The sequence below is a fragment of the Bordetella muralis genome (genome assembly GCF_054781015.1).
This window is the reverse complement of the sequence record NZ_BAAGVF010000008.1, coordinates 637,163-650,816: the sequence shown is the minus strand read 5'-3', so window position 1 is coordinate 650,816 and position 13,654 is coordinate 637,163. Positions and strand designations below refer to the sequence as shown.

Here is a 13,654-nt window from a genome sequence, read left to right as displayed (position 1 = left end):
AGATCCGTTTTCCAGGTGGTGCAGGTCTCTTTACGGAGCAACCCGTGGTACCGATCGCAGCCCCGCTACAGCCAGAGCAGGACAGCCATGCTGACTCGTCAGCGTGGCTGGGCAACGAAGTCAAGAATCTGCGCAAAGCAAGAGCTTATTCGCTGCAAATGCTGGCGCAGCGGTGCGGAAAGTCGATTGGCTATCTCAGCCAACTGGAACGTGGCTTGGCAAAGCCCACCATCGGCGCAATGCAAGAAATTGCTCGGGCGCTCGGCGTACAGATCAGTTGGTTTTTCCCCGAAGGCAAGCCAGAAGACCCCTCCGATGACGGCATCGTCGTGCGAGCTGAATGCCGCAGGCGGCTGTCCTTTGCATCCGGCATAGCGGACTATCTTCTTTCTCCCAATCTTTCCGGCCAGCTCGAGTTGCTGGTTTGCGTTCTAGACCCAGGTTCGGACAGCGGTGAGGCGTACAGTCATCGCGGCGAGGAAGCCGGCGTCGTCATTCGCGGCACTCTGGAACTGTGGGTGCAAGGTAAGCATTTCGTATTGAACCCAGGCGATAGCTTTTCGTTCCTGAGTAGTGAACCGCATCGTTACTGCAACCCCGGCCTGATACCCACTGAGGTGGTCTGGGCTATTACCCCGCCAACGTATTGACCTGAGCGTCGATGCCCGTCACACGGGCATCACACATTCAGAGCAGACGTGGCGGCTAGTCGCATATTTGATCGATCACACATTCATGGGAAATCTATGCTGAGGCAAACATTGCTACGCCTTTTACTCGCCATCCCAGTGATGTTCGGTGTCTTGCTGATTGGCTTCTTGTTGATGCAGGCCGGTCCAGGAGATGCGGCGATCGTGCGCGCGGGACCTAATGCGACACAAGACGTGATCGAAGCCATTCGCATTGAAATGGGCTTGGACAAGCCGCTGTATGTGCAATTTGCGATTTATGTCTGGCAGCTCCTGCAGGGTAATTTCGGTGTATCACTCATCAATAACGTGCCTGTCATCAACGAGCTGACCAATACGATCGGGCCTACGCTGGAGCTGATGTTTGCCTCGCTGATATGGGCCATTCCCCTGGGTATTTTGCTGGGCACATTAGGCGCGCGTTATCAACGCACATTGTTCGATCGTTTCGTGATGGCATTCTCTACCGCGGGCGTATCCGTGCCGGTTTTCTTTGTCGGCCTCTTGTTGGTGTGGGGCGTGGGTTTCAAATTGCAGTGGCTGCCGTTTACCGGGCGCGCCGGGCCACTGTGGACGCTTGAGGGGGTGAGGGCAATCATTCTTCCGGCGTTGACATTGGGTGGGGTATTCGTCGGACCGGTCGCGCGCATGACGCGAACGGCGGTGATTGATGTGCTTGGCGCAGATCATGTCCGCACCGCGCGGGCCAAGGGTTTGGCAGGCCATGTCGTGATGATGCGCCACGCTCTGCGCAATGCTCTGATTCCAGTGGTGACCTTGCTTGGCTTGCAGATCGGATTTTTGCTGGGCGGAGCGGTTGTCACCGAGACAATCTTCAGTTGGCCGGGCGTGGGCAGGTTAGCCGTAGGCGCGATTCTCTCCAGCGATTTTCCAATGGCTCAGGGCACGATCATTATTCTGGCCCTAGGTTTTATTTTCATCAATCTGACGGTCGATATTTTGTACACCGCACTCGACCCGCGCCTGCGTACTTGAGGAGACGAGATGAACCCTTTCCTCAAACTCGTAAAGCGCGATGCCGTTGCGGTCAGTTCCGTCGCACCTGGTGGTAATGCACAGCCCGTCACCAATGCTGTCGATCCGGTCATTGCAGCCGCGCCCTCGACATTCAGGTTGCTGGTGCGAGATCCCGCTGGCGCGATTTCTTTAACAGTGGTTGTCTTGATTTTTGTCGTGGCCGTGTTCGCGCCCTTGATCGCGCCTCAAGGGCCATGGAGCGGTGACATGGCCAATGCGCTCAAGCCGCCTGGTGAAGTGGGTTGGCTAGGCACGGATTCGCAAGGTCGCGACATGGTTTCCCGCCTGGTCTATGGCTTGCAGACGACCATGCTCATGGCCGTGACAGCCGTGATCGTGGGCTGTACCACCGGTGCGGTGATTGGATTAACAGCGGCTTACTATCCGCCGGTCTCCGGGCTGTTGATGCGCTTGATGGATATTCTGTTGTCGTTTCCAACGATTCTGTTCGGCCTTGCAATCGCCGCGATTCTGGAGCCTGGGTTGTGGGCAGTTGTGGTGGCCTTGTCCATCTCTTCCGTGCCTTTGATGGCACGCGTTGTACGTGGCGCGGCATTGACCGTCTTGCAGCAGGAATATATAGAAAGTGCGAGAGCCCTGGGTGTGAGCGATCTCCACCTTTGGCGGCATCACCTGTTGCCCAACTGTATGTCCTCGATCATGGTGTTTGTCACGCTGCGCTTCGGCCAGGTCATTTTGCTTGGCGCTGCGCTTTCTTTTATTGGCTTAGGCGCTCAGCCGCCGAGTGCGGAGCTGGGCTCGATGGCTTCCGAAGGGCGGACTTTTTTGTTTTTTGCGCCGCATGTCTCTGTGTTGCCCAGTCTGCTCATTTTTATCGTTGTGCTCGCCTTTAACACGCTGGGTGACGCGCTGCGCGATGTACTCGATCCAAAGCTGCGCAGCTAGTTTTCTTCTATCCAGGAACTATAGACCAAGGGGTTTGGCAATGCATTGTTCGAGTCGTTTATCTATTGTATTGAGCACCATGATGGTGGCCGGCGCTGCGCTTCCCGCGATGGCGCAGCAGCCCTCGGTCTTGACTGTGTTACGGGTAGCGGACGCAGACACCTACGACCCGATTCGCACCACTTCCACCCGAATGGGCGAGGTGATGTTCATGCTGGGCGATACCTTGGTCAGTATGGATTACGACCTGAAAACCGTGAAACCCGGATTGGCCGAAAAATGGGAAATCTCCGACGACGGCTTGAGGTATCGGTTTACCTTGCGTCAGGACGTCAAATATTGCGATGGTCGGCCAATGAAGGCCGAAGACGTTGCCTACAGTTTGAAACGTCTTGCCGACCCCGCCAATAAGTCACCGATCAGAAACAAGGTCGGGCCGATCAAGGATGTCGTGGTCGTCGATGACCATACCATTGACTACATCCTGTCCGCGCCTTTCAGCGATACCTTGTATCAGCTTGCACTACCGTTCACGTCGATCGTTGACAAAAACGCGGTGGAGAAATTGGGGCCCAATTTCGGTACGCAAGGCTTTAACGGCACGGGTCCCTATTGTTGGCAGAGTTGGACACCGCGCCAGCAACTGGTGTTGACCAAGAATCCCTATTACAACTGGGGGCCTTCCATCTATAAAAACCCATCGCCTCAGGTCGACCAGATCATTTGGAAGGTGGTGCCGGAATCCAACACGCTGATGGCTGCGATTCAGTCACGCCAGGGTGACACCAGTCAGAACGTACCGACTTTCGCTTTAGAGAGTATGAAGCGCGTACCGGGGATGCAGTTGTCCCATCAGACCGCCGCCATTGATGATTATTTTCTGGGGTTTCGTGTCAACAAACCGGTGATGCAGGATCTGGCTGTTCGCCGGGCAATTAACGCCGCTATCGATCGGGACACGATTGTGAAGGCGATCTATTTCGGGTATGCCGATCCGAGGCGAACGATGGCTAATCCGAACGCCGTAGATTACGACCCCGGTTCAGAAGGCCTGTTGCCTTCCTACGATCCTGCGGCCGCCATGGCCATGCTGGACGAAGCTGGCTGGAAACCGGGTGCCGACGGTATCCGAGAAAAGAACGGCGTGCGCGCATCTTTTCTGGTATATGGAAGCCGCAATGATGTGACGTCACGTCTGGCCGAAACGATCCAGGCCAACCTGCGTAAGGTCGGAATCGATATGCGGATTCAGCTCTGGGACAACACGGCGGTATGGGGCAAGCTGGCGACGCAGGAGTTTGATGCGTTCATTATGAACCTGCCGTACATCACAGTCAGCGAGTGGGCCAATTTCTATTTCCGCAGCGCGCAGATGCCTACCCCCAACAGAATGAATTGGAACGATAAAGAGACGGACGAACTCGCGGCGCAGGCGTCAGCCGCGACCACGGACGAGTCCCGAGTGGCTGCTACGAAGGCGCTGCAAAAGCGTTTGTCGGAACAGGCGGTGTGGGCGCCATTGGTCAATGTGCAGTTGTGGAACGTATCGAATGATCGGGTAGAGGGGATCAAGCCCCACGGTCTGTACGGCGCAGCGCTCTACAAGGGTTTGGACATTCGAGTCAAAAACTGAAAAGGAAATAGGCAACCTATCATGACTATTACCGTTATAAAAAATGCAGAGTTCGTCGTCGGTTGGGATGCGGCTGCAGCTCAGCACGTCTATCTGAACGACGCTGATGTGGCGTTCGATGGCAACGTTATTGTGCATGTGGGACCGGGCTACGTTGCCAAAATCGGCGAGCAGGTGGAAGAGGTCGATGGCCGGGGAAAGATGGTGATGCCAGGGCTCATCAACATTCACTCCCATCCTGCTAGCGAGCCGCTGAACAAGGGGTACACAGACGAAGTGGGATCGCCCGGGCTATACAACTCCGGACTCTACGAAGTGATGCCGTTGATGCGCGGTGATGCAGAAGCTGCTCCGCATTGCCTGAATCAAGCGCTCGGGGAGCTATTGCTTAGCGGAGTCACCACGCTGGTCGATATGTCCGGCACGCACGAAACATGGATCGATGTCATGGCGGCCAGTGGAATTCGGGGCTGTATCGCGCCGCTGTTCAAATCGGCAAAGTGGTACACCCGAAATGGACATCTGGTGGAGTACGACTGGGACGAAAAGGCAGGGGAGCGTAGCATGGAGGCTGCCTTGCAATTGGTCGATAAAGCCTGCGCGCATTCGAGCGGACGGCTGTTCGGGATGGTCACGCCCGCACAGGTCGACACCTGCACGCCTGAGCTGATCAAGGCGAGCCGGCAGGAAGCCGAGCGCCGCAATCTATCGTGGCAAATTCATGCGGCGCAATCCGTGCCCGAATTTCATGAGATGACACGTCGGCATGGTGTTACGCCCGTGCAGTGGCTGCATTCTCTAGGGGTACTGAAGCCGCGCAGCATCGTCGGTCACGGAATTTTCCTGGACGATCATCCTCGGGCGGCCTGGCACACTAAAACGGACCTCTCTATCCTGGCCGACACCGGCTCGACCGTTGCGCATTGCCCGACCATTTTCATGCGCAGAGGCATGGCTTTACGTGACTTCGGCCGTTATCGCAGGGCCGGGGTCAATATGGGCATTGGTACCGATTCTTATCCCCACAATATGACTGACGAGATGCGCCATGTTGCGTATCTGGCGCGATTGATGGCGGATGATCCACGCACCACGACCACGACGGAAATTTTCAACGCGGCCACGACAGGCGGGGCGACGGCGTTGGGACGTGACGATATCGGGCGTCTGGCGGTGGGCGCGAAAGCGGATGTTGTGCTGGTCGACCTCAAGCATCCCATGATGAGCCCGTATCGTGATCCCGTGCGCAGTCTGATCTATGCCGCCGGAGAGCGTGCCATTGATACGGTGTACGTCGACGGCACAAAGGTGGTCGAGAAGGGAGAGGTGCTCACGATCGATCGTGCGGCAGCGGCGGCCGGGGTCCAGGAAGCACAACAGCGCGCGATCGAGAAATTCCCTGGGCTGGACTTGGTGGCCAACCGCTCTATCGCCGACGTTGCGCCGCTGACATTCCCCCTCAACTAGGAGGCCGATATGGCTACACCCGTTCTGGAATTACGGAATCTGGTTACGGCTTTCGATACCCGTTTGGGACAGGTGCGTGCGGTTGATGGGGTCAGCTTGACGCTGGAGGCAGGACGCACCTTGGGTATCGTGGGCGAAAGCGGCTCGGGTAAAAGCATGCTCTCGCTGTCCATCATGGGCTTGGTTCCGCCGCCAGGACGGGTACGCGAAGGGCAGGTGTTATTGGAAGGCGTGGATCTGCGCACACAGTCTGAACGGCAGATGCGCAGCATACGTGGCAATCGTATTGCGATGGTTTTTCAAGAGCCCATGACGAGCTTGAATCCGGTGCATACGGTGGGCTTTCAGATTATGGAAGCCGTACGGGCGCACCACCATTTGCCGGCGAGCGAGCTCAAGACGATGGCTATAGAGTCGCTTCGCAAGGTGCGCATCTCCGCACCAGAGCGACGTTTTAGCGAGTATCCGCATCAGCTGTCCGGCGGCATGCGCCAGCGCGTGATGATTGCAATGGCGCTGGCTTGCAAGCCTACTGTGCTGATTGCCGATGAGCCCACAACGGCGCTGGATGTGACCATTCAAGCGCAGATCCTTAGTCTGTTGCGCGACCTGCAGCAGGACACCGGCATGGCCATTATTCTGATCACGCATGATCTTGGGGTGGTGGCACAGTGTGCAGACGACGTGGCGGTCATGTATGCGGGCAAGGTCGTCGAGTCGGGATCTGCGGCTGCGATTTTCGAGGATTCTCAGCACCCGTATACCCTGGGGCTCATGGCGTCGCTGCCGCGGATGGATGTGGATGTGGAGAGGCTGCTGACCATCTCCGGCACGGTGCCGCCGCCGTTCAATTATCCCGCCGGGTGCCGATATAACCCGCGCTGCCTATTCGCTACCGATCAGTGTCGCCACGACCCTCCGGTGCTCGAGTCGTTGGGTGATTCGCACCGTGCATCCTGTTGGAATATGCCCTTGGAGCAACACGTATGACGACGCCTTTGCTGGAACTCAGAAGTGTGTCCAAGCGCTATCCCGTATATGACGGCATGGTGCTGCGCAGGCAGGTTGGTGCCGTTCAAGCAGTGGACAATGTCAGCATGACGTTGATGCGTGGCGAAACGCTGGCGATTGTCGGGGAAACAGGTTGCGGTAAGTCGACCACGGCGAGGCTGGCCATGCGGCTAATTGAAGCCACCGCAGGGCAGGTGTTCTTCGAGGGGCAGGACATTACCCGTTGTACACGCGCCGAGATGAATCCCTTGCGCAAAAGCATGCAGATTGTTTTTCAAGATCCCTACGCGAGTTTAAATCCCAGAATGACGGTGGGTGAGATTTTGTCTGAGCCGCTCAATGTGCACCGGGTGGGCGATGCCGTATCGCGCAAGCGTCGAGTAGAGGAATTGCTGCGTCTGGTGGACCTGGCGCCCTATCACGCAGAGCGATATCCCCACCAATTTTCCGGAGGGCAACGTCAACGTGTCGGTATTGCACGCGCCCTCGCTTTGTCGCCCAAACTGATCGTGTGTGACGAACCCGTATCCGCGTTGGACGTGTCCATTCAGGCGCAGATCGTCAATCTGCTCAAAGACCTGCAGCATCGATTCGATTTTTCCTATCTGTTTATTTCGCATGGCTTGGCCGTGGTCCGCCACATTGCAGATCGTGTCGGCGTGATGTATCTCGGACAACTGGTTGAAATAGGCAGCAAGCAGGACATTTATCGCAATCCTCGTCACCCGTATACACAGGCGTTACTGGCTGCGGCACCCGACCCGAATCCCGCCGCACGTCATAACGTTGCCCCGGTGGCTGGCGATATTCCCAGCGCGATCAACCCGCCCTCGGGCTGTCGGTTTCATACGCGTTGTCCCATGGCACAAGATCGCTGCAAGGCCGAAACGCCCACACTGCGCGAGATGTCCACGGGCCATCAAGCGGCCTGCCATTTTGCGGAAGATACGCCGGTGTACGAGGCTGCCCGGCACACGCAACACCCCACGCCGGGGTTGTTGATGCGCCAGGCGATATATGCGAGTAGGCGGGCGGCTGCCTAGTCCTTTCAACATGTCGACGCCGCGCCTTTCCGCGCCTATTGCCCAGGCCCGTCCTGTTGACGTGCAACTGAGTCGGGGCATTATCAGCATGTTGGTGGCCATGGGTGCGTTCATGCTGATGAACGCGTTCGTCAAATTGGCCATTGAAGCCTATCCGTTTGGCCAAGTGCTGTTCTTGCGCAGTGCCTTTGCGCTCATTCCTGCGTTTTGCGTGCTGCGATGGCAGGGTGGGTTATCCACGCTGCGCTGCGGCCGACCGAGCACTATGTTCTACCTGTCCGCCTTGGTGGTAGGGTCTATGGTGACCTCGTTCTGGGCTTATCATCTGCTGCCCTTTTCTGATGCGACTTTTTATTCATTTGTTGGCCCCTTGATGATCACCGCATTGTCGGCACCGATGTTGGGTGAGCGCGTGGGCATGAACCGTTGGAGCGCTGTACTGCTGGGGTTTGCCGGTATTGTCTTGATTACGCCGCCAGGCCAGGGGGCGTTGAGCCTGGGAGTCGCCATCGCACTATTGAGTGCCTTTTTATATGCAGTGGGCATGGTCATGATTCGCCGATCAAGCGGTAGCGAACATCCCTTGGCTATCGTGTTCTATTTCACATTATTGGCTACGGTCGTGGGCGCACTGTGGCTGCCGCTCGGATGGCGGCAACCCGATTGGTATGGTTGGGCATTGATGGGTGGCGCCGGTATATCCGGCGCCATTGGCCAATATCAGCAGACGCAAGCCTTTCGGATGGCGCCTCCGTCGTTATGCGGCGCCGTCAGCTATGTTCGAATCGTCATGGCCGTTGCGCTCGGCTATTTGATCTGGGGTGAAGTGCCGCTGCCCATCACCTTTCTGGGAAGCGCCATTGTGATTGGCAGCGGTCTTTATCTCACGTATTACGAATGGCGTTTGAGGCGGAGCAGCCAATAGCGTGGGCATGGGATTTTTGAATGGTGCGAGCCGTGAGGATATATCTGGATTCTCACGGCTCGCGAGGCCTCTCAATTTGCGGCGACGTTAGCCTTTATCTCCAGGCACATCGGCAAGATCGAGCAATTAAACAAGACAAGAAAGCTCGATGCGGGTATCATGCGCATGTTGTTTATCAATAAAACGGCTCAAAAAGCCGGCCAAATGCCGTGTACGCGGCGCCCTTGCTGTTCAAGATTATCTACGTGCCTGGCGCACAGTTGCGAGATCGCTTTCGTCGCGCGACTATGCCTGGGTAACGCTGGAATGCGTAATCCGACTCGATTTGTCTGAAGTACATCCGGCATTCTGAACCGTGTGGTTCTACTGTGTTGGCAACGTGTTTGCCAACGCCTCTTCTATTGGCGCGCGCCGACGAACAGCGCTTGGTTTTGCTGGCCAGAAGGTCTCGCAGCGCGATAGAGGTAGTAGTCATTCTGATGAATGCATTGGCATTGCCATGGGCATTGCCGATGCACGCATCAAAACCTCGAAAGGGTGATTCGTCGTCCTTTCACACATGGAGGAAATATCCCGTTGTCCATCACTAAAAAATTCAGCGCTGGCATGTTGGTGCTCGCCGTTGTGATCGGTGCCCCTGTACAGGCATTCACCCCGGAATCAAGCGACCCGATCAAAATCGCGGACAATAACTGGTCGAGCCAAAAAGTGCTCGCTCGTGTCGCTCAACAATTGCTTGAAAAGCTAGGCTACGAAACCAAAGTGGTGCCGGCCGATAGCCAAGGGCAATATGCGGCAATGGGCTTGGGCGATCTGGATTTGCAGATGGAGATCTGGGAAGGGACCATGCACAACAGCTTCATGAAGGAAGTCAAAGCTGGACGCATGGTCGACTTGGGCAGTCACACCGCGACAACGCGCGAGGACTGGTGGTATCCGGAATACATGGAAGAAATCTGCCCCGGTTTGCCAGACTGGAAAGCATTGAATGCATGCGCAGAGAAATTTGCCGTGCCCGAGACGGCTCCCAAGGGCCGCTATCTGGCGGGTCCGGTAGACTGGATCAAGCACGACAAAGAAAAAATCGAGGCGTTGGACTTGAACTTCACGGTGGTCAATGCCGGCTCCGCCGCAGCGTTGTTCGGCGAACTCAAGTCGGCCTATGCACGCAAAGAGCCGATCGTGTTGTTCAACTGGGCTCCGAACTGGGTGGGCGCAGAATTCGCCGGTAAATTCGTCGAGTTTCCCGAGCACGAAGCCGCTTGCGTCGAAGACCCGAAATGGGGTGTCAACCCCGATAAAACCTACGATTGCGGCTCACCCAAGGGCGGCTACCTGAAGAAAGGGGCGTGGTCCGGTTTTGAGAAAAAATGGGCCTGCGGTTATCAGTTGATCAAGAACATCGACTTTACCGGCCCGATGATTGATCAAGCAGCGGCACTCGCGGACGTCAAAGGTCTGACGCACGATGCCGCCGCCACCGCATGGATCGAGCAACACCCACAAGAGATCGCAGCCTGGATGCCGGATTGCGCTAAGTAATCCCCCGAGTGCGCGCGACACATCGACGTGGCCGCGCGCACTGTCCTATGGGTATTCGCACGATGATGTGCGTCATCTCAGATCCGTCTAGTACTTTCCGACACTATCTATTTTTGCGCTGAATCAGCCTTGATATCGCCATACCGCTGATCTTGTCGGAAAGTGACCGCGCAGTGCTGCGCGCTATTCGACAGGAATAGTTATGAGTGACTCGGTAAAAATTTCATGCCAAAACCTATGGCACTTGTTTGGCAAGCGCGCCACGGGTTTTCTGGAAAAACACCAGTATCAGCCCACCGACGAGCAGCTCGCCGCGGCAGGGTTGGTCGCCGCCGTCCGTGATGTCAGTTTTGATGTCAACAAGGGCGAGATCCTCATCATCATGGGCCTGAGCGGCTCGGGCAAATCGACGCTGATCCGCTGTTTGACGCGGCTGATAAAGCCGCATGCGGGGCGAGTACTGTTTGATGGTGTCGACCTGTTGCAAGCCTCTCGCGCCAGCTTGACAGATATCCGTCGACGCAAAATGGGTATGGTGTTTCAGAACTTCGGCTTGCTGCCGCACCGCACCGTGCTGGAGAACGTCGCATTTCCGCTGGAAATACAGAACGTTCCTGAATCGACGCGGCTGGCCAAGGCGCAGGAGTTGATTGCCACGGTTGGCCTGGAGGGGCGCGAGCACTATTTCCCCCGGCAGCTATCAGGCGGGCAGCAACAGCGTGTAGGCATCGCTCGCAGCTTGATCGGCGAGTGCGACGTGTGGTTTTTGGATGAGCCATTCTCCGCGCTGGATCCGCTGATCCGCCGCGAGATGCAGGACGAATTCATCAAGCTGCAATCCAAGCTGCATAAATCCATCGTGTTCGTGACGCATGACTTCGATGAGGCCGTGCGCTTGGGCGACCGTATTGCGATCATGAAGGACGGACGTCTGGCGCAGATCGGAACGGCCGAAGAGCTGCTGCTGACGCCGGCCAACGATTACGTCAAACAATTTGTGCAACATGCGCCGCGGGCAAAACTCATTACGACGCAGCGGATCATGACACCAACTGACCCGGCCCATATCACGGTCGCCTCGGATCAGGATGTGATTCGGACGACCGATGTATTGGAGAAAATCGCCAAGCGCGTCATCGCTTCCGAGCGGGCCTTGCCCGTCGTCGACGCGTCGGGAACGCTGGTCGGACAAGTCAGCCGCGAACAAGTGGCAGGAGCGCTGTTCCAATGAGTCAGGCTGCCATGCTTTCGAAAAACGACGTGGCGCAGGTGCTCGACTCGCCCCGATCGGGGGCACCTGCGACCACGCGCAGTGCTGCCGTCGCGCCGCCGTCAGATCGTCGGCCACAGGCATCCTGGCATCGCGGCATGTTTTTCTGGATCGCCGCTCTGGCGATCATCTTGTTGGGACAAGTGGCTGCAGGGCGGGTGAGTTGGGTCGCGAAATACCCCTCCGATTGGATGTTGCCGCTGAAAGACTGGATCGACGCGTTCTTTGAGTGGGTCGTATACGGTGCGCGTTTCTTCGAAGGAACAACGTTTGAATTCACCGCACGCAATGTGACGCGCGGGTTTGCTTCCTGGTTGTCTTATCCGTTGAGCGTCAGCGAATCGCTGTTCTTCAATGGCTTTGCCGGCAGTGTGCCTGCCTTGCCCTGGATCACGGTGACGGGTCTCGCCACGATATTGGGCCACTGGCTCGGCGGATGGCGCACGGCACTGCTGGCTGCGGCGGCGTTCACGTACCTGGCGCTGTTCGGCGTCTGGCAGCCATCCATGCAGACGTTTGCGCTCGTGATCATCACGGTGCCCATGGTGTTCCTCATCGGTCTGGTGTTGGGAATATTCATGAGCAAGAGCCCGCGCTTCCGGAGCCTGGTGACGCCTTTATTCGATATCCTGCAGAGCATGCCGCCCTTTGCGTATCTGGTGCCCATCGTGGTGCTGTATGGCGTCGGCAACGTGTCTGCCATGATTGCGACGGCGTTGTTCGCAGTGCCGCCGGTCGCGCGCTGTGTGGCGCTCGGTCTGGAAACGGTCAGTAGCGGTGTGCTCGAGGCTGGACGCATGATGGGCTGCACGCGCTGGCAGCTGTTGTGGCGAGTGCAGATACCGGCCGCGCGGTCGCTGTTGCTGACAGGCTTGAATCAAGGCGTCATGCAAACCCTCGCCATGATCGTGCTGGCGGCATTGATTGGCGCCGCGGGTCTGGGCAGCGAACTGTTGACGTCGCTGCAGTCGTTGCGTCTGGGCCAGGCCTTGGAACAAGGCCTGGCAATCGTCGTGATCGCAGTGGTCTTGGACCGTCTGAGCCGGGCCTACGCCTTGAAGGCGCCGGTCTATGTGGATCCTGGCCTCAGTTGGCGGCAGCGTCATCCCCATTTGGTGATGGGGCTGGTATTCTTGGTGGCCAGTGTCTTGCTGGCTCGCGTGGTGCCAGACCTGGCGCAGCTGCGCGCTGAGCACACGATTACGTCGGCTGCCTACTGGAATGCAGGCATCGACTGGATAAACTTGAATCTGTATGACTCGGTCCAGGCGTTTCGCAATTTCATGCTGCTCGAGGTGTTGATCCCGATTCGCACATTTTTTCAGGCGATCCCTTGGGTGACCTTTGTCGCACTCGTGGCCTTGGTCGGCTATCGCTTGGGCGGTTGGTCGGTGTCGCTTGTCGCCGGACTATTGATCTGGTTCCCTGCCGGTACGGGTCTGTGGACCGAAGCCATGACCACGCTGTATATGATCGGCACGGCTGCTGCCGTGTGCATCATTGTGGGCTTCGTGCTGGGTCTGCTGGCATCGCGTACTGCCAACTGGTCCCGCTTTGCGGCGGGCGTGTGTGATTTTTTGCAGACCTTTCCGTCGTTTATCTACCTGATCCCCGTCGTGATGCTGTTCAAGGTCAGCGATCTGTCTGCCATCATTGCCGTGTTGCTGTTTGCCGTGGTGCCGATGGTGCGTTACACCATGTTGGGTTTGCGTAGCGTACCCGCTCCCATTATGGAGGCCGCGACACAACAAGGTACGACACGGGTGCAGCGCTTTATGAAGGTGGAGTTGCCGATCGCGTTGCCTGAAATCATGCTGGGCGTAAATCAGGTGATTTTCATGGCGTTGTTCATGGTGGCGATTACCGCATTGATCGGCACTCAGGACCTGGGGGCGCAGATCAATGCCGCACGTTCCGGTAATGAAATAGGCAAGGCGCTAGTGGCGGGTCTGTGTATTGCCTTTATGGGAATAGCGGCAGACCGTTTGATCGGCGCCTGGGTCAAACGCAAGAAAGTTGAATTGGGCCTGGTCGTGGCTTGACCCGTCATCGTACGCAGTCGCCTCGGGTTCTTGAGGCGACTCGTCAGTACGGCAATGTGACGGCGGCGATGTGGTCCCTGATCACCGG

Annotated in this window: 11 protein-coding genes; all 11 read left to right on the top strand. The window is 57.2% G+C overall.

Annotation, left to right across the window (positions count from 1 at the left end; translation table 11 throughout):
* Positions 1–44 precede the first annotated feature (44 nt).
* The 11 genes from ACYVIT_RS20745 (at position 45) to ACYVIT_RS20695 (ending at position 13,566) form a co-directional block, all read left to right on the top strand.
* Entirely contained in the window at positions 45–650 is a 606-nt protein-coding gene (locus ACYVIT_RS20745) for a cupin domain-containing protein (RefSeq protein ID WP_415804366.1), read from the top strand.
* A 96-nt stretch (positions 651–746) separates the two neighbouring features.
* Positions 747–1,685, top strand: coding sequence for an ABC transporter permease (locus ACYVIT_RS20740; RefSeq protein WP_415804365.1), 939 nt, complete (start codon positions 747–749; stop codon positions 1,683–1,685).
* A 9-nt stretch (positions 1,686–1,694) separates the two neighbouring features.
* Positions 1,695–2,633: an ABC transporter permease gene (locus ACYVIT_RS20735; RefSeq protein WP_415804364.1), complete on the top strand. Its 939-nt coding sequence runs from the start codon at positions 1,695–1,697 to the stop codon at positions 2,631–2,633.
* Between the two features lie 40 nt (positions 2,634–2,673).
* Positions 2,674–4,266 (top strand): ABC transporter substrate-binding protein, encoded by a 1,593-nt coding sequence (locus tag ACYVIT_RS20730; RefSeq protein ID WP_415804363.1) that lies wholly within the window; start codon positions 2,674–2,676, stop codon positions 4,264–4,266.
* 21 nt (positions 4,267–4,287) lie between these two features.
* On the top strand, positions 4,288–5,733 hold the full coding sequence (locus ACYVIT_RS20725) for an amidohydrolase family protein (protein ID WP_415804362.1): 1,446 nt from the start codon (positions 4,288–4,290) through the stop codon (positions 5,731–5,733).
* Positions 5,734–5,742: 9 nt separating this feature from the next.
* On the top strand, positions 5,743–6,723 hold the full coding sequence (locus ACYVIT_RS20720; protein ID WP_415804361.1) for an ABC transporter ATP-binding protein: 981 nt from the start codon (positions 5,743–5,745) through the stop codon (positions 6,721–6,723).
* The gene (locus tag ACYVIT_RS20715; RefSeq protein ID WP_415804360.1) at positions 6,720–7,787 is read left to right on the top strand and encodes an ABC transporter ATP-binding protein; all 1,068 of its coding nucleotides are present in this window, start codon (positions 6,720–6,722) and stop codon (positions 7,785–7,787) included. Before ACYVIT_RS20720 ends, ACYVIT_RS20715 begins: the two co-directional genes overlap by 4 nt.
* Positions 7,788–7,797: 10 nt before the next feature.
* On the top strand, positions 7,798–8,712 hold the full coding sequence (locus ACYVIT_RS20710; protein ID WP_415804359.1) for a DMT family transporter: 915 nt from the start codon (positions 7,798–7,800) through the stop codon (positions 8,710–8,712).
* Between the two features lie 576 nt (positions 8,713–9,288).
* Positions 9,289–10,254 carry an ABC transporter substrate-binding protein gene (locus ACYVIT_RS20705; RefSeq protein WP_415804358.1) on the top strand — a complete coding sequence of 322 codons (966 nt, stop codon included), beginning with the start codon at positions 9,289–9,291 and terminating at the stop codon, positions 10,252–10,254.
* A gap of 202 nt (positions 10,255–10,456) precedes the next feature.
* Entirely contained in the window at positions 10,457–11,485 is a 1,029-nt protein-coding gene (locus ACYVIT_RS20700) for a quaternary amine ABC transporter ATP-binding protein (RefSeq protein ID WP_415804357.1), read from the top strand.
* An 11-nt stretch (positions 11,486–11,496) separates the two neighbouring features.
* Complete coding sequence (locus ACYVIT_RS20695; protein WP_415804356.1) at positions 11,497–13,566, top strand: ABC transporter permease; 2,070 nt, start codon at positions 11,497–11,499, stop codon at positions 13,564–13,566.
* Positions 13,567–13,654: the final 88 nt, after the last annotated feature.